The sequence below is a fragment of the Brenneria roseae subsp. americana genome, assembly GCF_003115815.1.
GTDB lineage: Bacteria > Pseudomonadota > Gammaproteobacteria > Enterobacterales > Enterobacteriaceae > Brenneria > Brenneria roseae.
On record NZ_QDKJ01000018.1, the window covers coordinates 1 to 23,308 of the forward strand.

The following is a 23,308-nucleotide window of genomic DNA, read 5'->3' on the forward strand; positions in this document are numbered from 1 at the left end:
CGAAATCAATGCCACCTGCTATGCAGGTGGTTTTTTACGACGACGGTTGCGGAAAACAACGCTGACTTGATAGCGCTAATGTGCGCTGCTTTCAGCCAATGTCTCGATCAGATCAAGGCGCGCCTTCCATGGATCGGCGAGCTCTTTGGTGTGTTCTGCGCCCGTCGCTGGAATCATCAGAATGTTGTCTTGCTGGCTGTTATACGCATTCCAGGCGGGTAGCCCTGCGGCATTGGGATTACCGGTACGGGCAAAGTTCACCCAATACTGCTGTGTTTGCTGCGCGACAGCCTGATCCTGTGGCGTGACGTTTTCGCCATAGCGCGCCGCAAGCGTATTAAACACATAGGGAATTTCGCTGGCATGTACGGCGGCAGGCCATTGCGTACGCATACTTTCGGCAACATAACCAAAACGGAATTGCCAGACGGGTAGCGATGCTTTTTCCCAGATGCGGGCGACGAACCGGGCGGGCTCCACCATAAAGCGATCGCTTGAAATCGCGGTGGCTACCGCTTGAGGCGACATGCCGTGATAGGCCTGAATGGCTTTTTGGCGATCGTTATCGGCAAAGACGGCGACGGCCTCATCCAGCGTGGTGACTTCCGGGGGAAAACCGATATCGGCATCCGTGGCGCCAATCATCAGCGGCACGTGCTGGAAGGCTCCCTGACGATAAAGGTCCTGCGGTTCGCCGGTAATCAGTCTGCCGTCTATCATCGGACCGGAGTAATCCGCAGACATCATTGTCGCCATATTCAGGCCGTTGACCACGCGATCGGCCGGGATACGGCGCAGTGCCGCCAATGCTTTTTCATCGTTACCGCTGATGCCGTTTGCTTTAGCAAAGGCAATACCGGCCTGTTCGGCTTTTTGCCAGTGCTGTTGCGGCACCATATTGTGTCTGCCGGAGCCCGACTCGATAATGGCCTTTTGGAATAACCCTTTGGCTAAATCGGTCATAAGCAGGGAGCCGACGGCGAAACCGCCCGCAGATTCGCCAAATAGCGTGACGTTCTGTGGATCGCCATTAAACGCCGGGATGTTTTTCTGTACCCATTTCAGAGCGGCGATTTGGTCCATTAATGCATAGTTGCCGCGGAGCGGTTGGTTAGCCAGCGCCGGGTGGGCAAAAAAACCAAAACGGCCGACGCGGTAGTTGAAACTGACAAATACGATATCCTGACGGGCAAATTCCTGGCCTGAGTAAACATCGGGTGATGAACCGCCGTTGACGAAACCGCCGCCGTAAATCCACACCATCACGGGTAGAGGCCCTTTAACGTTCGCCGGCCGCCATACGTTGATGCTCAGACAGTCTTCGCTGAAGCCAACCCCAAGCGGCGCGGCATCACCGGGAAACGGCTCCTGCATACAATCTTTGCCGTATGCCACGGCCGGGCGGATATCCGTCCAGCTTTTTACCGGCTGTGGCGGCTGCCAGCGCAGATCGCCGATCGGTGGCGCCGCAAAGGGAATGCCCTTGAATGCATCCACGCCTTGTGCTGATGTTCCCGCAATACGACCACTGTCCAGGGTAACCTGAGGTGCGTTCGCCAATGCGGATTGGCTGGCGGCAGCCATTAATAATAACAGGCTGGCGGTTAGCGTTTTATTCATGTGATTATTCCTTTGATGCCATAAAAAAGCGCCGGGAGCGATGGGTGGCGGGCACGAAGCCCGCCATAAAAAAAACCTGCCATGCACGGTAGTAATACCATGCATGGCAGGTTCGCCTTTTATCGATCAGTCACGCCCTGTATGTCTGCTTATAGGGCGTTTAATTTGAGATGGCAACCTTCGGGGAAGATAAATGTGATAACAATCAAAACCGGTTTCATCTGGTGGGGGCATCGCGGGCCATCGCCGCCAGCAGGGTATCCAGCAGGCCGGGGAAGCGGGCATCAAGGTCTTCACGTCGCAGGGAAAGCAGGTTTTCGCGTCCGTTCGGGCGCTGCCAGATCACGCCGCTGTCTCGGAGCACTCGCCAGTGATGCGTCATAGTGGATTTAGCCAGCCCCTGAAGCAGCCCTTGGAGCAGGGTGCCGCAGGCTTGTTCTCCCCCCTGGGACAGCACTCTTACCACCTCCAGCCGCAAGGGGTTACCCAATGCAAATAGCACGTTTTCCAGACGAATCTGTTCACGTTCGGGGTGGTTGGCGATCATAGCGGTCCTGTGTGGTTGTGGAAGAATTAACGCGGTAAATAACCAACCGGAATGAAAGACGGATTTTTCCGGCGGAGCGGTAATATACCGAATACCCTATCAATGTGCCATGCTGTAAAAGAAAACCTATTAAATATACTGTTCGTATATACTCGTACAATTGTACTATAATAATGACCGGTATCAAATCGAGTTCTGCCGCAGACAGTTAGCTGCCAGCCCAGAATTAGTGTCACTAATTAAGGATTTTTATATGGCTCGCACAACCCCCATTGAACGCTATCGCAATATTGGTATTTCTGCCCATATCGATGCAGGTAAAACCACCACAACAGAGCGCATCCTGTTTTATACCGGGGTGAGTCATAAGCTGGGGGAAGTTCATGATGGCGCGGCAACAACTGACTGGATGGCGCAGGAACAGGAACGCGGTATCACCATCACGTCGGCGGCGGTAACCTGCTTCTGGCAGGGGATGGATCATCGCTATCCCAAACACCATATCAATATTATCGATACCCCCGGACACGTGGATTTCACCATTGAGGTGGAACGCTCAATGCGCGTGCTGGATGGCGCGGTCATGGTGTACGACGCCGTCGGCGGGGTTCAGCCGCAGTCTGAAACCGTGTGGCGCCAGGCGAATAAATACCATGTTCCGCGACTGGCATTCGTTAACAAAATGGACCGTCCCGGCGCCGATTATTTCCGTGTCTGTCAGATGATGATCGATCGGCTGAAAGCCAATCCGGTGCCGATTGTGATCCCGATTGGTAGTGAAGAACACTTCTCGGGGGTGGTCGATTTACTCAAGATGCGCGCCATCATTTGGGATGAAGCCTCACAGGGGATGACCTTTAGCTATGAGGCGATCCCCGATGAGTTGCTGGCAACCGCGCAGCAATGGCGTGAAAAAATGGTGACGGCAGCGGCCGAGGCAAGCGATGACCTGATGACGAAATACCTGGATGGAGTGGCGCTAAGCGAAGAGGAAATCACCTCCGGTTTGCGCACGCGTACCATCGCGGGTGAAATTCAGCCCATGCTCTGCGGCTCGGCCTTCAAGAATAAAGGCGTACAACGCATGCTGGATGCCATCATCGAGCTGATGCCGTCGCCGCTGGATATTCCGCCGGTCAGTGGCGTCGATGAGGCAGGGAATGAAGCGATTCGTCATGCGGACGATAATGAAAAATTCTCGGCGCTGGCATTCAAGCTGATGACGGACCCCTATGTCGGACAGTTGACCTTTGTCCGGGTCTACTCCGGCGTGCTGAAAAAAGGGGACAGCGTTTACAATCCGGTGAAAGGCAAGAAGGAGCGCATTGGCCGTATTGTCCAGATGCATGCTAATGCCCGTCATGAAGTGGATGAAATTCGGGCCGGCGACATTGCCGCCTGCGTGGGGCTGAAAGAGGTTACCACCGGCGAAACCCTGTGCGATCCCGATTCGGTGTTGACGCTGGAGCGTATGGAGTTCCCCGAACCCGTGATTTCGCTGGCTATCGAGCCGAAAACCAAGGCCGATCAGGAAAAAATGGGGATCGCGCTGCAACGGTTGGCGTCAGAAGATCCGTCATTCCGGCTCAGAACCGATGAGGAATCCGGGCAGACGATTATTTCCGGTATGGGGGAACTGCATCTGGAGATTATTGTTGATCGTATGAAACGCGAGTTCGGCGTGGAGGCCAATATCGGCAGACCCCAGGTGACCTATCGGGAAACCATACGCAGCAAGGTCGTGGACGTCGAAGGGAAATTTGTGCGCCAGTCGGGGGGTAAGGGCCAGTACGGGCATGTTGTTCTGACGGTTGAGCCGCAGGCGGCCGGTACAGGTTTTACGTTCGAAGATGCAACCAAGGGCGGCGTGGTTCCGCGTGAGTTTATTCCGTCGGTTGAAAAGGGCGTGCGTGAGGCGATGATGACCGGCGTGCTGGCGGGATATCCGATTGTGGATGTCAAAGTCACGTTGACGTTTGGTTCCTACCATGAGGTGGATTCCTCGGAAATGGCGTTCAAAATGGCGGCTATTTTTGGCTTCCGCGATGCGGTTAAACGCGCTAACCCGGTGATACTTGAACCGGTGATGAAAGTGGAAGTCGAAACGCCGGAAGAGTATGCCGGTAGCGTGATGGGCGATCTCTCTTCTCGCCGGGGGTTGGTGCAAGGCATGGAGGAAATGATCGCCGGACGGATTATCCGCGCCGAAGTGCCGCTGTCGGAGATGTTCGGTTATTCGACATCGCTGCGATCAATGTCGCAGGGGCGTGCAACCTACTCAATGGAATTCAAACACTACGTGGAAGCACCTCGCAACGTGATGGACGAAATTATTGCGGCAAGAAGTTCCCGCTAGCCGTTTCTTTTCCGGCTGAAGAGATAGTGTAGGGTCCACGCTGCCGGGCACGATAGATCCCGAAACGAAGTATGACCTTCTCAACGCGCCTTTGACCGGGCGCGTTAAGGTCCGACTTCTGCATCCCGCAATCTATGGATATATTGCTATCTGTTATTTACCCTTATTATTTCCATAATAAACTATTTTCTTATTATTTATTTCTTCTCATATTATCTGACGTTATTTTCAACAATTGGGTGTTTATTTTCCTCGAATTTTTAAAATCCTATATAATCAGATAGCTTTTGAAAATGACTATTATGACGACGGATATATTTCGTCTTATCTCTCTATTTTTCAAATTCCAGGTGTGTGGGTTTTTTTTAGCTTCTCTTCGTCCCTGCGTAATCTGATTATCTGGACGGGTTCTTGGTCGCTGCCGCCTGCGTATTGAAATCTATAGAGTATTGACCAAAATAGTCATCCTTTAAACAAAAGGAAATGATGAATGAGATTAAAAAAGAAACGCAATGAGCCAATGAAAATACAGGATATTACGATCATTGATGATACCAAGCTGAAAAAAGCCATCACAGCGGCGGCGCTTGGAAATGCGATGGAATGGTTCGATTTTGGCGTTTATGGATTTGTGGCTTATGCGCTTGGTCAGGTATTTTTCCCCGGCGCCGATCCCGGTGTGCAAATGATTGCGGCACTGGCAACGTTTTCTGTTCCTTTTCTCGTCAGACCGCTAGGCGGGATATTTTTTGGTGCCATGGGAGATAAATTCGGTCGCCAGAAAGTGCTATCGATCACCATTATTATTATGGCGGTGAGTACCTTTTGTATCGGGCTGATCCCGTCTTACGCATCCATTGGCATCTGGGCGCCGATATTATTGCTGTTGGCAAAACTGGCGCAGGGTTTTTCCGTCGGTGGAGAATATACCGGAGCCGCTGTCTTTGTAGCGGAATACTCGCCGGACAGAAAACGCGGTTTTTTAGGCAGCTGGCTGGATTTTGGCTCGATTGCCGGCTTTGTCATGGGGGCCGGGGTTGTTGTATTGATCTCCTCAATTGTTGGAGAAAGGGATTTTCTGGATTGGGGATGGCGTATTCCTTTCTTTATCGCCGCGCCATTAGGGTTGATTGGTATTTATCTGCGTCATGCGCTGGAAGAAACGCCGACCTTTCAACAACATGTGGACAAAATTGATAAAGACTCGAAAGACAGCCTTCAGTCGCCGCCGAAGATTTCTTTCCGTGAAATCGCCACCAAACAGTGGCGGAGTTTGCTGGTTTGTGTGGGGTTGGTGATCACCACCAACGTGACTTACTACATGTTATTGACATATATGCCGAGCTATCTCTCGCATAGTCTGCATTATTCCGAAGATCACGGCGTCATGATTATTATTGCGGTCATGATTGGTATGCTGTTTGTACAGCCGGTAATGGGATTAATGAGCGACAAATATGGGCGCAAGCCGTTTGTCATCTGCGGCAGTATTGGCCTTTTACTGTTGTCGGTGCCTAGTTTCATCTTGATTAACAGCGATGTAATCGGGCTGATTTTCTGCGGTTTGTTAATTCTGGCGGTGTTGCTGAACTCGTTTACCGGCGTGATGGCATCGACGCTGCCAGCGATGTTTCCGACACATATTCGTTATAGTGCGTTGGCGATATCCTTCAATATATCCGTGCTGGTTGCCGGCTTTACGCCAACGGCGGCGGCGTGGCTGGTTGAATCAACCGGTAATCTCTATATGCCCGCTTATTATTTGATGGTTATCGGCATTATTGGATTGATCACGGGAATGTCGATGAGGGAAACCGCGAACCGGCCATTAAAAGGGGCCACGCCCGCGGCGTCCGATCGGGCTGAGGCCAAAGAGCTGTTACAGGAACAGTTCGATAATATTGAACAGAAAATAGAAGAAATTGACGGGCAGATTGCGGCGCTGGAGCAGAAAAGAACCGCGCTCATCGATCAGCATCCTAAAATCAATTAGGGTAATGACAAACGAGTGCCTTAATCAGAAAGAAGCCACTTCGTATGGAGTGGCTTTTGCGTTATAGAAACGAAGTGTGTTTTTGTATGGTGATGGCCTGTCAATTCATGCTTTAAATGTTATAACATAACAGTCTAATGGATTCTATCTTGGGAGATCGCGATGCCAAAAACGACACAAAAAGAAGAATTACAGATTTTGGCCATGCCAAAAGAAGATTACATGAACCAGACTCAGTTGGCTTTTTTTAAACAACGTTTGGTGGATGAACGGACTACGCTCCTGAGTCATATTGATGAACTGAAAGACAGTATTCAACTGGGTGAGCAGCGCGGCGACGAAGGTGATAAGTCTATGCGGGAAGAAGAGCTGAGAATGCTATTCCGGCAGATCGATCGTGAAAGCCGGCTGCTCCCCAAGATTGATGCGGCCCTACAGCGCATCAGTAAGGGGGAGTATGGGTATTGCCGTGAAACGGGTGAGCCTATCGGATTACCGCGCCTGTTATTAAGGCCCACGGCGGATTTGAGCATTGATGCTAAAGAAACGCAGGAAATTAAAGAGTCATTGCATCGGCGCTAACCAGACATGATAGCCGTATGCCGTTAGCCGTCTGAGGCAGTAAACCTGCGGGTTTACTGCCCATGATGTTTACCGGAACGGCGGCTCATTGAACGTGCGTAATTTGCGGGAGTGCAGCTGATCGACTTCCGCTCGTAGTAAGCCGATGGTGCAAATGCCAATTTGCAGATGTTCTGAAATGGCGCCTTCATAGAAACGGTTTGCCTGCCCGGGCAATTTAATTTCGCCATGCAGCGGTTTGTCGGAAACGCACAGCAACGTGCCATACGGTACCCGGAAACGATAACCCTGTGCCGCGATGGTGGCGCTTTCCATATCGACCGCGACCGCACGGCTGAGGTTAAAGCGCAGCGCGGAAGCGGAATAGCGCAGTTCCCAGTTGCGATCGTCTGTTGTTACGACCGTACCGGTACGCAGACGCTGTTTGACTTCCTCGCCCGGCATTCCGCTCACCGTTTTGGTGGCGTCATAAAGCGCGCGTTGAACTTCGGCGATGCTGGGGATTGGAATATCGGGCGGCAGTACGGCATCCAGTACGTGGTCGTCACGCAGATAAGCGTGCGCCAGCACATAATCGCCAATCGCCTGACTTTCCCGCAGACCGCCACAGTGCCCAATCATCAGCCAGGCATGAGGGCGCAGTACCGCGAGGTGATCGCAAATGGTTTTGGCGTTGGAAGGGCCGACACCGATATTCACCAGCGTTATCCCCTTGCCGTGACGGGATATCAGGTGGTAGGCCGGCATCTGGTGATTCTTCCAGGCCAAATCGGACACCGTCTGTTCGGGACTGAGCGTCTCCGGGGTGATGTAGATACCGCCCGCGCAGGATAGCGCTTCATACGGGCTCTCCGGGTCGGCAATCTGGCCGCAGGCCCAGCGTACAAACTCATCCACATAGCGGGTGTAGTTGGTGAAGAGGATGAAGGGTTGCACATGTTCTACCGGTGTGCCGGTATAGTGGCGCAGGCGCGCCAGTGAGAAATCGGTCCTCAGGGCGTCAAAGTGCGACAGCGGCGAGGTCGTTGTGGAGTGAAACAGCCCATCGGCGGTTTCATCCCCGATTTTCGAGAGCTCTGTCGTTGGAAAATGCTTGGCGATGCCTGCGCTCATCGACCGATCGAGGATCAGGTCGGAACCATCCAGCACGTAAGGAAACGGAATTTCCTGCTGCGATGGCCGCACTTCAATATGGGCGGCATAGTCATTTGCCAACAGGGTCAACTGTTCGTTCAGATACTGACGAAAGAACTGCGGACGAGTAATGGTCGTGGCATAGCAGCCGGCATGAGTAAAACGACCATAGGCTCGATGCCGGGGATGAGCCGTGGATTCACCGTTCCATTTCACACAGAGTTCGGGGTAAGAAAATAATCCTGCCGCGCGGGCTTTTGCATCGGGTAGCTTACCGTTACTGATGAATTCCCCGATAGCGTCGCGCAGGGAAGAGACCGCTTCGTCGTACAACGCTTCCAGTTTATCAAGTGCCTGCGTTACGGTAAGATTTTCGCCGGACCCGCTGTTACGCATATCTTCTCCTTCGTACATTTATTATCTCGCTGTGTTGCCGTGAACCCGATTGATTTTATTACACGACAGGCTAACCGAAGATGCGATGAAATGCTCAATTAAAGAGAAGTATAAACGGCTTACTGTTTCTGACGACCAGAAAGATTCGCCGCGCTAACCGCGAGGATCGACAGGATGCCGAGCGCGGCGGCGGGAGCCAGTACGCCCCAGAATGCCCGTTCGATATAAGGCATGCCTTCTGCCAGTACGCGACCCCATTCCGGCGTGGGTGGCGATGCGCCTAATCCTAAAAATCCCAGCGACGCCAGTGCCAGCGCAATACCGGGTAAACGCAGCATGGCATGGCGAAACAGCGGCCCAACCAGCGCAGGCAAGACGTAAAACAGACTACGCCGAATCGGCCCGACGCCGAGCATTGGCAGTTGACGAAGGTAGGGGCGGGCATTGATTTCGGTGACCAGCGCGGCGGTGTGAGCGGCCAGAGGCGCCCAACTGACGGCGATAACCGCTATCGCTGCCCCCGTTGCCGTCGGGCCATTAATCGCGGCAACCAGTAAGCCCGCAATTACCGGCGGCAGGGCGTTGGTCACTTCTATCGGACCGGCAAACCCGCGGGGAAAAAGCCCTATCAGCAAACCCATCGCCAGGCAGGCCAACGATACCAACAGCGCGAGGAGGCAGGTGTTGAGCGTGCCATGCGCCACCCGCGCCAGCAAGTCGCGCCCCATGGCGTCGGCCCCGAACGGCAGTTCAAGCGATGGTGGTTGCAAGCGCAGAAACGCCGACGCATAGGGATCGCGTGGGAGTCCACTGATTACCAGGAGCGCCAACAACAGTAAACAGATCAGCGGAAGCCAGATGGCGTAGCGGGATACCGTCAGCCGATTCTCTTCCGGTATCGGCATGGCGCCGCTGTGCAGCGCATGTCCCAGGATCAGCAGACGGATACCGCCTGCCACCATCCCGGCGAAAGCGGCAATCAACAGTAAAATAAGCACGCCGGCCTGCAATGCCGGTAAATCCTGCGCCGCCGCCGCCCCCAGCGTTGCGCGGCCCAAACCGGGGATCGCGAAGACTTTTTCTACGGCAATCGCGCCTCCGGTCAGGGAAACCAGCACCAGCCCAACCAGCGGCATGACGCTGGGTAATGTCCGTTTTAATACCGCTAGCGCAATATGCCGGCGACCAATGCCCGCCACGCTCCAGGTGGTCAGCCAGTTTTCACTGAATGTCGCCGCCAGCGCGTCGGAGAAAATGCGGCCCAAATAGCCGCCAGCCGGAATACCCAGCGCCAGTGAAGGCAGCACGGCAGAGTGCAGCCCCTGCCAGCCGTAAGGGGGAAACCAGCGTAGCCAGACCGCGCCGATAATCAATAAAAATGACGCCAACAAAAATTCCGGCAGCGCGGTGAACAATGCGGCAAACAAACCGTTAGAACGATGCGACCGGCCGCGCAAACCCTGCATAAAGGTCGTGGCGCACAGGGCGCTTGCCAGCGAGAATGCCACCAGCGCGGAAGAGAGCATCAACGTCAGCGAGACGCCGGTGGCCTGCAACATTCCCGGCAGAACCGGACGCCCGGACACCCATGAATTTCCCGCATCGCCGTGCAGCAACCCGCCAAGCCAGTTAAGCAGTAGATGCACCGGCCCCTGATCCAACCCCAGCGACTGACGGATTGCATTCAACGTTTCCTCAGTGGCTTCCTGATCGCCAGAACGGGCGCGCAGCAGGGCCAGGGCGGGGTCCTGCCCTGACAGCCACGGAAGCATGCCAATCAACGCCACGATCCCGGCCAGCGTCAGCAGGCGCGAAAACAGCGGGATCAGAATGCCATAGCGATGGTAACGCTGGCGGCTGATCGTGGTACAGGTGCGGCAATATAACGATTCACTCATTGATGCGCGTCAGCCCGTTTCGTTGATGTATCGATCAGCGCGCGTTCACGCGGGTCGCGCAGCGCATCTTGTACCTGTGCGCTTTCGCCCTGAATAACGCGTTCATGCAACATCGGGATCGCCGCGTCGCTGGCAAGAATCAGGTTCTCCGCGTGCATGATGGCCTTACGTCGTTCATCACCGGCCGGGATCGTCGTCGCCTGTTGTAAAGCTTGATCGATTTCCGGGCGGCATAGCTGGGCGATGTTGAACGACCCCTCACAGGAGAAATCACTGTAGAGATAAGCCACGGGATCGCCGGAATCCAGCACTGTCGCGCGGGATAAAATAAAAGCGTCAAACTTACCGGCCAGCGCATCGGCTTCAATCTGTGAGTATTCACGGACCACCTGCTTCACGGTAAATCCCGCAGCAGTGAGCTGCTGCGCCAGATAGACGGCGACTTCCGGCAGCTCGGCACGATCGCTGAACGTCGCCAGCGTGATCGCGGCGCCGTTGGGTACGGCCGCTTTCACCGGGTTGCTCACCGGTTGGCGCAGCGAGGCGGCCCACGGTAGCGCGGGGCCGAGTAAACCTTGCGCCACGTCGGCTCGCTTCTCATACACGTTGTCCACCAACTGCTGACGATTCACTGCATCACGAACGGCTGCGCGCATGGCCGGGTCGGCCATGACGCCGTCGCGGGTATTGAGATACAGTGTGTTGGTTCGGGGCATCGGCACTTCATGGATAAACGTTTGATCCAGCAGCGGCGCCTGGGAAACCGGAATCGCTTCCACGATATCCGCCGCGCCGGTACGTAATGCAGCGGCACGAGCGGCGCCATCTGGCACAAAGCTGACATCAATTCCGCCGGCCTGGGCTTTCCCGCCCCAATAGCCATCGAATCTGTCCAGCGTGGCGCTGCTGGTGCCATTCACGCTCCGCAGCACAAAAGGACCGCTACCGGTATTGATCGGGTTGACGACGCCATTCTTTCCATAGGCGCCGGCGGATAAAATGGCCAACTGTGGGCTGGACAGGCGCTGTGGAAGCAGGGGATCCGGAGTGGCCGTTGATACGATCACCGCATTATCGCCATCGGCGGCCACGGTCATTTGCACGCCGTCAAGAATACGGGGTTTCGGCGCGGCGTTGGCGGCGACGGTCAACGCATTGACCACGGTGGCGGCGGTCAGTGAGGTATTATCGTGAAAATGAACGTCGGGACGCAGTTCAAAACGCCAGGAACGATCGTCGATGGGCTGCCACCGGGTCGCCAGCGCAGGCTGGGTTTCGCCGATCGGATCGAGCACCACCAGCGTTTCCGCCGTACTCCAGCGGGACAGTTTGAACGCATCGTCGCTAAGCGGGGTCAGACCGGAGCGCGGCGGTTGCAACATGGCAAGTTTCAGCCGGCTGTCACTCGCCGCAGGGGGAGTATCATCCGGTTCATTAAAACAGCCTGACAGCAGCAGCGTGACGGAAAGCAGGCTGGAAACGGACCAGAGGGATGCGCGCATGTTCATCGGACTATCCTTATTAGTTCGGTGTGGAAGATGAAGTAAACGGACGACAAATCAGCGTCATGGCTATCGCACTGCACAACGGCACCGCCGCCAGCAACAGCCAGGGGATCGCCGCCTGCGGTGACGGCGCGAGCGCCTTGTCAAGCTGTCCACCGAGCAGAAAATTGCCGACCAGAACCGCCACGCCGCCCATGGATGCCAGCGCGCCGTAATGGGCGCCCAGATTGTGGTTGTTGGCAAAACGGGGAATAAGATCCATACCGACAGGGACGATCAACATCTGACCCAGCGTCAACAGCGTAATGAGCGATACCGCCGGCAGCAGGCGCTGCCAGCCTTCTGGCGGGGTAAGGTGGGCAAACAGGGCCACGCTGACGAAAGAGGACGCCAGCAGCGTAAACCCCAGCGGCAGCATACGGGCCGCGCCGTGACGACGGGCAAAGCGCGCCAGCGGCAGTTGCAGACCGATCACCATAATGGAAGCCAGCACAAACAGCGGCCCGAGGTCTTTTTCATTGCCGCCGGCGCGGTGCAGTTCGACTGGCAGGGCCAGATAGAGCTGGTTATAGCTGAACAAATAGGCGCTATAGGCAATGATAAACGCCACAAAGCGACGCTGACGGAATGTCTGCCACCAGGGGGCGATATGCAACGAAGCCTGTTGCCGCGGCGTTGCCGGCAGGTTGAAGAACAGGATGAACAGCGCCAGCAAAAACACGCCCGCCCCCGCCAGCGCGACCCGCTGAAAACCGTATCCTGCCAGCAGCGACCCCAGCAACGGCCCGAGCACCGCACCCAACTCGCCACAAATGGCAAACAGGGCGAACCATTCTGATCGGCTGCGTTTGCCTTCTTTTTCACTCTGTGTGCCGGCCTGCGCCATCAGCGCTTCAATCGCGGGCGAGAACAGCGCGCCGCCAACGCCGGTCAGGCAGGCGCCGAAAATAATCGGCCAGAGGGAATCGCCCAGCGCCAGCAGCAGATAGCCGCCGATCCGCACCACGCAACCACACAAAATCACGCCGCGCGCGCCAAAGCGATCGGCAAGCGCCCCTCCGACCAAAAACATGCCCTGCTGTGAAAAGGTTCTCAGCCCGATGACCAACCCGATCGCCCAGCCGGACAGCAGCATATCGTCACGCAGGAAGATGGCCAGAAAAGGGACTACGGCATAAAAGCCGATATTGAAGACTAACTGGCTTCCCAGTAATAACGGCGGATAAAGCCGCAGAGGATGCTCGACGATCTGGTCTGACATAAAAAGTTATCCGTTAAAACGAGTGGCTATACCCTTCATCACGTTGCCGGGGCGTTGTCCAAAGCGACAACGTTGTTGTCCTGCCTCGCGAAATCTATTGGGTATAAAGTCGGGATGGCTTGTAATAGCTGGGTGGTGTGTCGCTGCTGTGGAGAGGTCAACACCTCCGACGTGGGGCGATCTTCAATAATGCGGCCGCCATCCATGACCAGCATGCGGTCACACAGACCCGCAACCATTGAGATGTCGTGTGACACCATCAACAGACCCATATTATTTTGCAAAGTGACCTGCATCAGCAATGTTTTTATCTGTTCGCGCAACGGTAAATCCAGCCCGCTGACCGGCTCGTCGGCTAGCAGAAAGTCGGGACGAGTGACCAGCGCCCGCGCCATCGCCACACGCTGCGCCTGCCCGCCGGAAAGCAGTCCCGCGGGTCTTTCCAGCAGACGGGTGCTCAGCCCCACCTGATCCATCACCTCACGCACGCGCGCCGGACTGTATTCGCCGGGGCGCAAACGTTTCAGCGGTTCGGCAATCAAGGTTTCCACACGTTGGCGTGGCGCCAGCGAGCCGGCCGGGTCCTGTGGAATAAACTGCACTCGGCGGCGATACCAGAGCAGCGAATGCACCGATCCGGGACGTACTGGCTGACCATCGCAGTGGATGGCGCCGCTATCCGCCGCCTCCAGCGCCAGCAGGGTTCGCAACAGCGTGGACTTGCCGCAGCCCGAAGCGCCGACCAGACCGACGCGCTCGTGGCGCTGCAAATTCAGGGAGAGATCGAGGAAAATCGCCGTGGCCGAGTCGGTTTTTTGCCACGGCAAACGCGACCGATGCTGATAACGGCTCACGTGGCTCATGCTTAAAAAAGGTGACGACACGGCGTACAGCGGGGGATTCATCCGGCGAGCGCTCCCTGCGTTGGTTTTGGTAACATTTGTTTTGACAACATTTGCTTTGGCAACAGCGCACTGGCGCGCCGGGCGGCGTTAACCAGACTCCGGGTATAAGGTTGTCGCGGCGCGTTCAGCAACTGTAGCATGCTGCCGGATTCGATCACCTGACCGTTTTCCATCACCAGACCGCGCTGACACAGTTGGGCGGCAACCGCGATATCATGGGTGATAAACAGCAAGGCTGGCGCAGTCGGCTCGGCGCATTTTTCCCGTAACACCTGTAGAACCTGTTGCTGAGTAATCACATCAAGCGCGGTGGTTGGCTCATCCGCAACCAGCAAACGCGGCTTGCTCAACAGCGCCAGCGTAATGCAAATCCGTTGACGCTGCCCGCCGGAAAGTTCGGCAGGGAAACGCCGCAGCAACTGAGGAATATCGGCCAGTCCCATTGAGTTCAACAGTGACGTGAGTTGATTGACGGATGACGTACCCAGCGCCAGAGCAAGTTGTTTTCCCAGCGGCATCAGAGGATTGAGCGCGGTGGCGGAGTCCTGGAAAATCGCGGAAACACGGCATGAGGCCGGACGCGACAACGCTTGCCGATGCGTGACGTTTTCGCCGTTGACCCAAATCTGTCCTTCCAATTGGCAATGGGGCGGCGGCGTGCCGATGACGGCGCGGGCAGTCAGCGATTTGCCGGAACCGGAGGCGCCAAGCAGGCACACACGCTCTCCGGCATGCAGACTGAAACTGACATTATTGACTTTGATGTCACCGCCGATCGACAAACTCAGGTTGTCTATGTGCAGTATCGCATCCTTTTGTCTGTCCCTGCTGGTCATTCTTATCCGCGCTACCGCTGTTATTTGATATGTAATAACATAACAAAATAAGACCAGATGATGCAAAGGAAATGTTTTGCCGCTACATCATTATCCTCTGTCGATGGCCATGATCCCTCGCGCTATCGGGGATCATGGCGTCGTGAGTTTATGAACCCAGCAAACGGTCAAGGATGGCCTGCGCCGTTTTGACATCGGTCACCAGCGCATTGATCATGCCGGATTTGGCTGCACCAATAATCCCGGCCGCTTTTTCCGGGGTGGCGGCGACGCCGATGCTCAGCGGCGTCTGGCGAAGCTGTGCGGGGGTGGCGGCAATCATGCGGTCTTCGCCTTCCCAATGCAGTATTTCGCCCGACTCGGTAAAATAATGACGTATGACATCACCCGCCGCCTGACTTAGCGCTCGCTCATCGGGCGTCGCGGTCGTAGTTTCTGATGGGCTGGGCGCGTGAGTCAACCCAACCCCTACGATGGCCACGTCCAGTCTGTCCCACAGGGAAGCGATATGCTGGACGCTGGGATCGCAGAGGAACGCATCGCGCAACTCGGTAGATGATATATAGGGCGCGTGCAGAAAATATGGCGTTCCGCCCATCTGTTCCGCAGCCTGACGAACGAACTCATTAATCTGAAAATGCGCAGCGGCCTGCTGCATTCCCCCGTTCAGCGCCACGGTGAGTACGCCGGGCAAACGCGGCATGCCCGCCAGCGTGACTTCTCTGACCGCGCGGCCCCAGCCAATGCCCACGATCGCACCGGCGGATAGATTGGCCTGCTGTAATAAACCGGCAAGCGGGGATGCCAGCGCACCCAATACGTTCGTTGGCGGCGGCTCGATCACCGCGGCGGTTTTCAATCCCAGATGCTGGATCAGATCGGCGGTGATCTCCTCGGGAGAGGTCAACTCAATGACTTCGATACGTACAATACCTGCCGCGCGGGCCTTATTTAACAGACGCGAAATGGTGGCGGTAGAGACACCCAGCTTTTTAGCGATATCAACCTGGGCCATATCTGACTGGTAATGCAACTTTGCCACCATATGCATCATTGCGCGCGTTGTCACAATATCGGGTAAAAGATTCTCTTTCAGATTGAAATTCCTTTCTGCAATATATTACACTTGATTTGTCAATTGGAGAATTATTGCGCAACAACCATCAAATTGCAATCGGTACCCACGGTGGAAAACCCAAACAGGACAGGACGTTGAGGGGTGATTCCACCCGGTATTAATACGCTTTCCTATCGACGAAAATTCATACCAAGGAGAATTCAATGTCATCTATGTCTACATCCGAACGTCGTGGTTATCAGCAAATCTGTGGCAGTAATGGCGCCATGCTGGTCATTGCCTGCGATCAACGTGGCGCAATGCGTAGTTTGCTCTCTTCAGACCCCGATCAACAAGCCAATATCTCCGAACACCAACTGGGCGAAATTAAAGCGGACATTACCCGTTATCTCGCCAGTCAGGCTTCCTGCGTATTAGTCGATCCGGTCTGCGCGGTGCCGGAACTGGTGGACGACGGCATCATTGCGCGTGATACCGCGTTATTGATTGGTCTGGATGCTTCCGGATGGGATACCTCCGAGGCGGGTTACCGCCACTCGAGGCTGGTAGCAGGCATTAACGCGCGGCGCGTACGTGAGCTTGGCGGCAACGGCGGCAAAATCATGGTGTATTTGCGCGCCGATCGCCCGCAGGCCAATGCGCATAATATTGCGCTCTTGCGTCAGTGCATTGACGATTTTGCCCGTGAAGATCTGCTGCTGGTGGTCGAGTTCCTGACTTATCAGCTTGAGGGTGAAACGGAAGCCGAATACAAAAGTAAAATCCCGTCGTTGATCTACGAAGGAACCAACATCGCGCTGGCGTGCGGGGCGAAGGTACTAAAAATTCCCTATCCGGGATCGGCTCAGGCCTGTGCGGCTATCACTAAACTGGTGGGGGAGGTACCATGGGCCGTTCTCTCGGCCGGCGTCGATCATCATACGTTCTTGAAGCAGGTGGCGGATGCCATGCAAAACGGTGCGTCGGGCGTTATCGCGGGCCGTGCGTTGTGGAAAGACTGTATTTCGCTCAACCGTGCCGTAACCCGTGAAAAGCTGGAGACGCTGGCGGTGCCGCGGTTGAAGGAAATCCAGGCGGTAATCGGTCAATATTTTCAAGGCATTCAGCAGGGTGATCATAAAACCAGGGAGCAGATAAACCATGTCTGAACATGTCGCACCGGTCGGAAAACGCGTCGTGCTGGTCAACGGCATTCCGGCGTCAGGGAAAAGCAGCGTCGCTATCGCGCTGGCAGCCGCAACCGGCTGGCCGATCCTGTCACTGGATGGTATTAAAAATCCTTTTTTGCAGCATCTGGACGGTGTGGATCGCCAATTTAACCGCCTGCTCGGGATAGCAAGTTATCAGGCCATCTGGTCTGTTGTGGCCAGTGCGCCGTCGGGGAATACCTTCATCATTGATGCATGGTTTGGTTTCCAGCCGATAGACTGTCTTAAGGCTTATCTGGCGGAATCCGGCGTGACGCATCTTGCCGAAGTGTGGTGCCAGATCCCCGGTGAACTGGCGGCACAGCGTTATAAAGGGCGTCTGGCGCATCGCTTACCCGGACATCCTGGCGCCGAATATCTTCCTGAACTGATTGAGCTGGCAAAGGTGGCGGAACCGATGAAACTGGGCCCGCTTCTTATTGTTAATCAGACGCAGCCTGTTGAAATGGAAAAAATAACGGCCTGGACCCAGACGGTATTATTTGAAAAAGCGGCTAATTAACATTTAACCAGGCCACAACGGAATTATCCTAAATATCCATAATGGAGAAAACCAGCCGGTTTATTTTAATAATCAGCGACCGGTAACCTGACAGATAACGGGTATATTCAATTAACACGTTTATTCTGCATAAGGACGATTATGTTAACTGACTGGATTAATGAAAATAATCTTCAGCTATTTACCCATGTTGATGACTGGAAACAGGCGGTTGCATTAGCTGTTCAGCCCATGATTGATAATGGATCGGTGGAGTCACGCTATCTTGACGCTATTTATGCGATGCATGAAGAGATCGGCCCTTATTACGTGTTGGGCGAAGGTATCGCCATGCCTCACTCACGACCTGAAGATGGCGTAATTAAAACCGCACTTTCATTAATGATTATTTCAGAAGGGGTACATTTTGGCAGTCCTGATAATGATCCCGTTTATATTGTTTTCGCTCTGGCCGCCATTGACAGCCATTCACATATTGAAATGATCGCCAGTCTGGCAAAACTATTTTGTGAGGATGATGCCGTCAACCAGTTAAAAAATGCCAGAGATAAGCATGAGGTTCTTGAAATTATTCGCCAATTTTAAAGAGTGAGCCGCAATGAAAAGAATAGCCATGATTGCCAGCGGTGGTGATGCCGTGGGAATTAACGCCGCAATATTAATGCTCATTCAGCATAAGGGTCTCTCCGCGCTGGCTTTTCACGGTGGCTATGACGGGATTGTCGAACAGTCCTTTTTTGAACTCAGTGAAAGGGAGGTAAGAAGCGTACTCGCCAGTGGTAATAACCTGCTGCGCAGCGCGCGTAGCCGGTTAGCCTGGAATGCCGAGGGGCGTCAGGCGATCCGCCAGCGGCTGCGGGAACTGGAGGTTGATGTCCTGGTGGTGTTTGGCGGCGGCGGTTCGTTAAAAGCGGCGCGTTTGCTGGATGAGGAGGGAATGCCGACGCTGGTGCTGCCGATGACGATAGACAACGACATTGGCGCGACCGATTACACGTTGGGCCATGCCAGCGCATTGAGTGTCGTGACTCAGGCGCTGGATCAGCTGCATGGCACGGCGCATAACATGCCAGGCCGCATATATATGCTGGAAGTGTTTGGTGCCGATGCCGGACATATTGCGCTGAGTGGCGCGCTGGCAGGGGGCGCCCATGCGGTGATCCTGCCGGAATGTCCTCTGGATACTCACTGGCTGACCGCCCGTTTGCGTGATTGTATCGGGCAACCGTTTGGCTATGCGGTGGTGGTCTGCGCCGAGGGCTATCCGCTGGAAAATGCATACGTCGCCGGAACGCAGGGGGTTTCCATCACGCTGGGGAAAACCCTTGAGTCCAGCCTTGGCGTCCCGGTTCGTCACACCATTCTCGGTTATTGCCAGCGGGCGGCGACGCCGTCGGTACAGGACAGGCTGGCGGCAACGGCGCTGGGACAACTGGCATTGGAAGCGATACTTGCCGATCGGCATGGTTTGTTGTTCGGATTTCAAGGGACGGCGATGGCAATCGATTTACGACAGGTTGCCACGAGTAAACGGGAATTAGATCCGCAGCTGGTCGTCGCGGCACGAAACCTAAATATGATCAACTAAGGAAATACTGATGAAAAAATTATCGATTCTTGCGGTATGCGGGGCCGGGCTAGGCAGTAGCTTTGCCTGTGAGATGAGTATTGAGTCAGCCCTGAAAGATCTGGGTATTGATGCAGAGTTGTCGCATTGCGATATATCCAGTGCGACCTCTTCCCGGGCCGATATTATTGTCACCGGTGAAAATTTCAGATCGCAGTTCCAACATTATACGATTAGCGCCACCGTTATTTATCTGAAGCGGTTAGTGGATAAAAACGAAATAAAAATAAAGCTTGAACCAGTACTGAAAGAAAAAGGTTATCTTATTTAATTTATCCGATTACTGTGAAATAGAACAGGGGGAACATCATGTCTTTCCTTAATTTTATTGTCTATGATGTACTCGGTCAGGCCTCTATATTGGTATCATTAATCGCAATGATTGGCCTGATTGCGCTGAAGAAAAGCCCGGGCAGGTTATTACCGGCACGTTGAAAACATTACTGGGATTTTTGGTTTTACTCGCCGGAGCCAATATTATTGTCGTGACGTTGACGTTCCTGGGGGAAATTTTCCAGCAAGGGTTTAATATGCGTGGCGTCGTAACCGACGTGGGCGCGATTGCCGGTATCGCGCAAAAAACGCTGGGCCGGGAAACCGCATTAATTATGGTTATCGCCTTTGTGGTGAATATCGCGATTGCCCGTTTCACCCCTTTTAAATATATCTTTTTAACCGGTCAGGCGTCGCTGTGGATGGCGACGGTGTGTTCGGTGATCGGGTATATGGGCGGTCTGCGCGGGGTGGAACTGATCCTGCTCGGCGGTGGGATTGCCGGCCTGATGGCCGTGCTGATGCCAGCGATAGCGCAACCCATCGTCCGCAAAATTACCGGCAGCGATGATATTGCGCTTGGGCACTTTTGCACCATCGGTTATATCGTGCAGGCCGGCGTGGCTAAAGTGACCGGTGATGCCGGTAAAAGCACGGAAGATCTGGAACTGCCGCAAGCATTCTCCTTTCTGCAAGATACCTACCTGTCGATGATGGTGGTGATGATCCCGATCTACATCATCCCTGCGGTGGCCGCCGGGCCGGACGTGGTGGCGGCCTATTCGAATGGCGTTAACTATCTGGTGTATGCCTTTATTCAGTCGATCCAGTTTGTCGTCGGGGTTTATGTGCTACTGGCCGGGGTGCGTTTGCTGTTGGCGGAAATCGTTCCGGCGTTCCGCGGCATTGCACTGCGTATTGTACCGAATGCGGTGCCGGCGCTTGACTGTCCGGTGCTGTTTCCCTATGCGCCGAATGCCGTGATTATCGGGTTTATTTCCACCACCGTGGGCGCGGTGATTGGGATGTTCCTGTTCCCGACGGTCGGGCTGGCAATGATATTGCCGGGTATGCTGACCAATTTCTTTGCCGGCGGTACGGCGGGTATCTTCGCCAATGCGGTAGGAGGGCGGCGCGGGGCCATTATTGGCGGGGTTTTCCACGGATTGTTCATTACGTTGCTGCCCGCGTTATTGTTGCCGCTGCTGGGACAGTTCGGTTTGGAGAATGTCACCTTTAGTGATTCAGATGTGATCAGCGTCGGGTTGGTGTTTGGCTACATTCTCAATTTCTTTCACTAACGCATGACGGAGGCCGTATGAGCACTGCAATAGACGACATCCTGCAACAAGGCCTGCCTGCGCTGGCGTGCTCCAAGGCGTTGAATGCGCTGGGTAAAACGTTTTTTGAACAACAGGATATCGAAAATGCCATTCGTTGTTGGGAAAAAAGCGTGGAATGCTATGGCAAGCCTGGATTTGCTCAGGCGCAGCTGATGAAGGCGTATAATATCCGGCGTCGTGAATGCGCTCAGGCTGGCGATAGCGACGGTGCCGAACGCTATGCGCAAAAAATTGATGATTTGATGCAGCAAAGCAAAGATGCCATTCGCTATGGCTTCTGATATTGGTTGAAACCGGAGAAATATACCGCCTGGTACTGCGGTATTTCGCACCGGGAGATACTACAGAGCATGACGTTTTGCCCAGCCACGGATCTTACCGTATGGCTGGGCTCCATGCCGGCTCAGGCCGCGTATCGGTATCGGATGTTTAACGGGGATGCCGGTTCTGCTCCGCCAGCCACTGGCGCAAATGTTCGACCTGTTGCGCACCGTTAATCCGCGCTTGTTCTTCGCCGTTGCGGAGCCACAATAGCGTCGGCAACGTTTTTACCGAAAACTGTTGCGCCAGTGCGGTGTGCTGGTCGGCATCCAGATAATGGCAGAGCAGCTCCTGATAGGGCGCTTGCCGTACCAGATTGTCTAACTGGCGGTAAAGGTTTTTGCAATGAACGCAACGCTCTGCGCCGATCAATAGCAACTGAGGGCCGGATTGTTGTGTTAACGCCCGCGCATCATTTGCCGTCAGAGGCGTAAAACGCTCGCGATCGACGGCGAAGAGTTTGGGGTTGCGCTTTAGTTCTTCGCTGTCGGTGGCGACACAGAGGGCATCGCCGCTTTTCTTGTAAGGCCGGGTGCCGTCAATGCGGATGACGCTGGCAAATCCGGGCTGTGCCGCACCGGGCTGGCGAAAACGGGTATTGTCCGGCGCCACAATCGGGGTTTCCTGCGGTGTCGGCAGTTGCGGCACCCAGTCATAAGGAACGCGATAGGCACGGTAAATCATATTGGTATTGACCGTTTTGCCCCAGTAGGGTGAGACATATTCCCAGACAATTTCGTGATCCGCCGTGACTTCAAACAACCGACCGTTCGCCCCTTCATTGATCAGCGTGTTGCCATTGGGCAGCCGCTGGATGTTACTGATGTACGGGCTGTAAAAACGGAATGCGTCGGTAGGATGGGGAATGCCCGCTTCATAGGGTGAATAGCGCCAGACAATATCCAGCGTTACCGGATTGATTTCCAGCACCCGCGAGTGATCGCGCCAGGCGTTTTTTACCCCATCGGCCGAGGCCGGATTGGGGGCGCCGTAACCGGCCCAGCCGCCGTTATCGAATACCAGAATATTTCCGGCGCCGGGTAACCCTGCCGGGATCATATGGGCGTGATGCTGGCCGATAATCCAGCCGATATGCCGGAGTTCCGGCGTGCTGTAGTCGGGACCCAGTTTCCAGACGATCTTACCGCTCTGCTTATCGATAATGGCAATGATGTTTGATTCGCGGGCATCCCAGATAATGTTATCCGGATGGAAGCGGCTGTCTCCCTGATCGAACCACGGGTTAGGGCCCAAAGCCGACATGGAGTTGATGTGCATCCAGTCGCCCATCCCGCCGCCGCTTTTGCGCATATTGGGATTGTGGTAGAGAGCGGTTTTGGCGGCGTCGTCAAAGCCCAGCTCATCAAAGTGATCGCTACAACGCCATTCCCACAATATATTGCCCTGCCAGTCCACTTCGATAATGGTGTCATCCAGCAGCAGTTTATCGCTGATGCGTTCATTGTGCAGATTCTTGTGCGCCAGAATCAGCGTATTGCCGCCCAGCGATTGTGGCTCCAACCCCGGCGCGTAATAGCCCACCGGATTGCCGCTGCGCTGATAGTCATGGTGCGCCCGCGCCATCCATTCGGCGGGAAGATCGGGGTCGTTGATGTGTTCGTAGCCGTTGAATTTCCAGACGACATTGCCATCCCAGTCCACCTGGATCAGATCCACCATATCCTGCATACCATAGCGTGAGTCGCGCTCGCCGCTGTGACCCAGAATATAGCCGCCGGGCAAAATTTTGTTGGGGAAACCGTGCAGGCCTTCCCACAGCCGCAGTTCGGCCCCGTTCATATCAATCAGCACCGCGCCGCGTTCCAGCGCCTGAAAAACGGTATAGCCTCCCCAGGCTTTATCCGGGTTATAGAGAGTGGTGCCGGTCGGGTAAACGGAAGGGTGTCCCATTGTTATGCTCCA

General features: G+C 54.8%; 19 protein-coding genes and 1 pseudogene. 10 read left to right on the forward strand and 10 right to left on the reverse strand.

Going from position 1 to position 23,308, the window contains the following annotated elements; genetic code table 11:
* Window positions 1-75: 75 nt before the first annotated feature.
* Both B4923_RS18655 and B4923_RS18660 read right to left on the reverse strand, forming a co-directional pair.
* Window positions 76-1,620, reverse strand: coding sequence for a carboxylesterase/lipase family protein (locus B4923_RS18655; protein ID WP_109055866.1), 1,545 nt, complete (start codon window positions 1,618-1,620; stop codon window positions 76-78).
* 217 nt (window positions 1,621-1,837) lie between these two features.
* Complete coding sequence (locus B4923_RS18660) at window positions 1,838-2,167, reverse strand: ArsR/SmtB family transcription factor (protein WP_109055867.1); 330 nt, start codon at window positions 2,165-2,167, stop codon at window positions 1,838-1,840.
* Between the two features lie 253 nt (window positions 2,168-2,420).
* Between B4923_RS18660 and fusA the strand changes: the two genes are divergently transcribed.
* The 3 genes from fusA to dksA all read left to right on the forward strand — a co-directional run bounded on the left by fusA (window position 2,421) and on the right by dksA (window position 7,098).
* Complete coding sequence (gene fusA, locus B4923_RS18665) at window positions 2,421-4,523, forward strand: elongation factor G (RefSeq protein ID WP_109055868.1); 2,103 nt, start codon at window positions 2,421-2,423, stop codon at window positions 4,521-4,523.
* 490 nt (window positions 4,524-5,013) lie between these two features.
* On the forward strand, window positions 5,014-6,516 hold the full coding sequence (gene proP, locus B4923_RS18670; protein WP_109055869.1) for a glycine betaine/L-proline transporter ProP: 1,503 nt from the start codon (window positions 5,014-5,016) through the stop codon (window positions 6,514-6,516).
* Between the two features lie 162 nt (window positions 6,517-6,678).
* The gene (dksA, locus tag B4923_RS18675) at window positions 6,679-7,098 is read left to right on the forward strand and encodes an RNA polymerase-binding protein DksA (protein ID WP_109055870.1); all 420 of its coding nucleotides are present in this window, start codon (window positions 6,679-6,681) and stop codon (window positions 7,096-7,098) included.
* 69 nt (window positions 7,099-7,167) lie between these two features.
* Here dksA and B4923_RS18680 read toward each other — a convergent pair whose 3' ends face one another.
* The 7 genes from B4923_RS18680 to B4923_RS18710 all read right to left on the reverse strand — a co-directional run bounded on the left by B4923_RS18680 (window position 7,168) and on the right by B4923_RS18710 (window position 16,078).
* Window positions 7,168-8,628, reverse strand: coding sequence for an AMP nucleosidase (locus B4923_RS18680; RefSeq protein WP_109055871.1), 1,461 nt, complete (start codon window positions 8,626-8,628; stop codon window positions 7,168-7,170).
* Window positions 8,629-8,747: 119 nt separating this feature from the next.
* Complete coding sequence (locus B4923_RS18685; RefSeq protein ID WP_109055872.1) at window positions 8,748-10,526, reverse strand: ABC transporter permease subunit; 1,779 nt, start codon at window positions 10,524-10,526, stop codon at window positions 8,748-8,750.
* Window positions 10,523-12,034 (reverse strand): ABC transporter substrate-binding protein, encoded by a 1,512-nt coding sequence (locus B4923_RS18690; protein WP_109055873.1) that lies wholly within the window; start codon window positions 12,032-12,034, stop codon window positions 10,523-10,525. Before B4923_RS18690 ends, B4923_RS18685 begins: the two co-directional genes overlap by 4 nt.
* Window positions 12,035-12,047: 13 nt before the next feature.
* Window positions 12,048-13,292 carry an MDR family MFS transporter gene (locus B4923_RS18695; protein ID WP_109055874.1) on the reverse strand — a complete coding sequence of 415 codons (1,245 nt, stop codon included), beginning with the start codon at window positions 13,290-13,292 and terminating at the stop codon, window positions 12,048-12,050.
* Window positions 13,293-13,330: 38 nt separating this feature from the next.
* Window positions 13,331-14,197 carry an ABC transporter ATP-binding protein gene (locus B4923_RS18700; protein WP_109055875.1) on the reverse strand — a complete coding sequence of 289 codons (867 nt, stop codon included), beginning with the start codon at window positions 14,195-14,197 and terminating at the stop codon, window positions 13,331-13,333.
* Window positions 14,194-15,033, reverse strand: a complete 840-nt coding sequence (locus B4923_RS18705; RefSeq protein WP_211313977.1) for an ATP-binding cassette domain-containing protein — start codon at window positions 15,031-15,033, stop codon at window positions 14,194-14,196. Before B4923_RS18705 ends, B4923_RS18700 begins: the two co-directional genes overlap by 4 nt.
* Before the next feature lie 148 nt (window positions 15,034-15,181).
* Window positions 15,182-16,078 carry a sugar-binding transcriptional regulator gene (locus B4923_RS18710; RefSeq protein WP_109491259.1) on the reverse strand — a complete coding sequence of 299 codons (897 nt, stop codon included), beginning with the start codon at window positions 16,076-16,078 and terminating at the stop codon, window positions 15,182-15,184.
* A gap of 236 nt (window positions 16,079-16,314) precedes the next feature.
* Between B4923_RS18710 and B4923_RS18715 the strand changes: the two genes are divergently transcribed.
* The 7 genes and pseudogenes from B4923_RS18715 to B4923_RS18745 all read left to right on the forward strand — a co-directional run bounded on the left by B4923_RS18715 (window position 16,315) and on the right by B4923_RS18745 (window position 21,345).
* Entirely contained in the window at window positions 16,315-17,259 is a 945-nt protein-coding gene (locus tag B4923_RS18715; RefSeq protein WP_109055876.1) for a tagatose-bisphosphate aldolase, read from the forward strand.
* Window positions 17,252-17,821, forward strand: a complete 570-nt coding sequence (locus B4923_RS18720) for a P-loop nucleotide/nucleoside kinase family protein (protein WP_109055877.1) — start codon at window positions 17,252-17,254, stop codon at window positions 17,819-17,821. The genes B4923_RS18715 and B4923_RS18720 overlap by 8 nt, the downstream gene beginning before the upstream one ends.
* A gap of 141 nt (window positions 17,822-17,962) precedes the next feature.
* On the forward strand, window positions 17,963-18,406 hold the full coding sequence (locus B4923_RS18725) for a PTS sugar transporter subunit IIA (RefSeq protein ID WP_109055878.1): 444 nt from the start codon (window positions 17,963-17,965) through the stop codon (window positions 18,404-18,406).
* A 13-nt stretch (window positions 18,407-18,419) separates the two neighbouring features.
* Complete coding sequence (locus B4923_RS18730; RefSeq protein ID WP_109055879.1) at window positions 18,420-19,409, forward strand: 6-phosphofructokinase; 990 nt, start codon at window positions 18,420-18,422, stop codon at window positions 19,407-19,409.
* Between the two features lie 10 nt (window positions 19,410-19,419).
* Window positions 19,420-19,719 (forward strand): PTS sugar transporter subunit IIB, encoded by a 300-nt coding sequence (locus B4923_RS18735; RefSeq protein ID WP_109055880.1) that lies wholly within the window; start codon window positions 19,420-19,422, stop codon window positions 19,717-19,719.
* A gap of 35 nt (window positions 19,720-19,754) precedes the next feature.
* A pseudogene (locus B4923_RS18740) lies at window positions 19,755-21,001 on the forward strand (PTS sugar transporter subunit IIC); the annotation flags it as partial.
* 38 nt (window positions 21,002-21,039) lie between these two features.
* Window positions 21,040-21,345, forward strand: a complete 306-nt coding sequence (locus B4923_RS18745) for a hypothetical protein (RefSeq protein WP_109055882.1) — start codon at window positions 21,040-21,042, stop codon at window positions 21,343-21,345.
* 148 nt (window positions 21,346-21,493) lie between these two features.
* On the opposite strand, the gene B4923_RS18750 is transcribed toward B4923_RS18745, so the two are convergent.
* Complete coding sequence (locus B4923_RS18750) at window positions 21,494-23,296, reverse strand: aryl-sulfate sulfotransferase (protein ID WP_109055883.1); 1,803 nt, start codon at window positions 23,294-23,296, stop codon at window positions 21,494-21,496.
* Window positions 23,297-23,308: the final 12 nt, after the last annotated feature.

What these genes read in the sequence shown, in the direction of transcription:
- proP (WP_109055869.1), top strand. Translation starts at nt 5,014, where the DNA reads ATGAGATTAAAAAAGAAACGCAATGAGCCAATGAAAATACAGGATATT.
- B4923_RS18655 (WP_109055866.1), bottom strand. Translation starts at nt 1,620, where the DNA reads ATGAATAAAACGCTAACCGCCAGCCTGTTATTATTAATGGCTGCCGCC.
- B4923_RS18700 (WP_109055875.1), bottom strand. Translation starts at nt 14,197, where the DNA reads ATGAATCCCCCGCTGTACGCCGTGTCGTCACCTTTTTTAAGCATGAGC.
- B4923_RS18750 (WP_109055883.1), bottom strand. Translation starts at nt 23,296, where the DNA reads ATGGGACACCCTTCCGTTTACCCGACCGGCACCACTCTCTATAACCCG.
- B4923_RS18715 (WP_109055876.1), top strand. Translation starts at nt 16,315, where the DNA reads ATGTCATCTATGTCTACATCCGAACGTCGTGGTTATCAGCAAATCTGT.
- dksA (WP_109055870.1), top strand. Translation starts at nt 6,679, where the DNA reads ATGCCAAAAACGACACAAAAAGAAGAATTACAGATTTTGGCCATGCCA.
- B4923_RS18710 (WP_109491259.1), bottom strand. Translation starts at nt 16,078, where the DNA reads ATGGTGGCAAAGTTGCATTACCAGTCAGATATGGCCCAGGTTGATATC.
- B4923_RS18660 (WP_109055867.1), bottom strand. Translation starts at nt 2,167, where the DNA reads ATGATCGCCAACCACCCCGAACGTGAACAGATTCGTCTGGAAAACGTG.
- B4923_RS18725 (WP_109055878.1), top strand. Translation starts at nt 17,963, where the DNA reads ATGTTAACTGACTGGATTAATGAAAATAATCTTCAGCTATTTACCCAT.
- B4923_RS18685 (WP_109055872.1), bottom strand. Translation starts at nt 10,526, where the DNA reads ATGAGTGAATCGTTATATTGCCGCACCTGTACCACGATCAGCCGCCAG.
- B4923_RS18690 (WP_109055873.1), bottom strand. Translation starts at nt 12,034, where the DNA reads ATGAACATGCGCGCATCCCTCTGGTCCGTTTCCAGCCTGCTTTCCGTC.
- B4923_RS18705 (WP_211313977.1), bottom strand. Translation starts at nt 15,033, where the DNA reads ATGACCAGCAGGGACAGACAAAAGGATGCGATACTGCACATAGACAAC.
- B4923_RS18735 (WP_109055880.1), top strand. Translation starts at nt 19,420, where the DNA reads ATGAAAAAATTATCGATTCTTGCGGTATGCGGGGCCGGGCTAGGCAGT.
- B4923_RS18730 (WP_109055879.1), top strand. Translation starts at nt 18,420, where the DNA reads ATGAAAAGAATAGCCATGATTGCCAGCGGTGGTGATGCCGTGGGAATT.
- B4923_RS18680 (WP_109055871.1), bottom strand. Translation starts at nt 8,628, where the DNA reads ATGCGTAACAGCGGGTCCGGCGAAAATCTTACCGTAACGCAGGCACTT.
- fusA (WP_109055868.1), top strand. Translation starts at nt 2,421, where the DNA reads ATGGCTCGCACAACCCCCATTGAACGCTATCGCAATATTGGTATTTCT.
- B4923_RS18695 (WP_109055874.1), bottom strand. Translation starts at nt 13,292, where the DNA reads ATGTCAGACCAGATCGTCGAGCATCCTCTGCGGCTTTATCCGCCGTTA.
- B4923_RS18745 (WP_109055882.1), top strand. Translation starts at nt 21,040, where the DNA reads ATGAGCACTGCAATAGACGACATCCTGCAACAAGGCCTGCCTGCGCTG.
- B4923_RS18720 (WP_109055877.1), top strand. Translation starts at nt 17,252, where the DNA reads ATGTCTGAACATGTCGCACCGGTCGGAAAACGCGTCGTGCTGGTCAAC.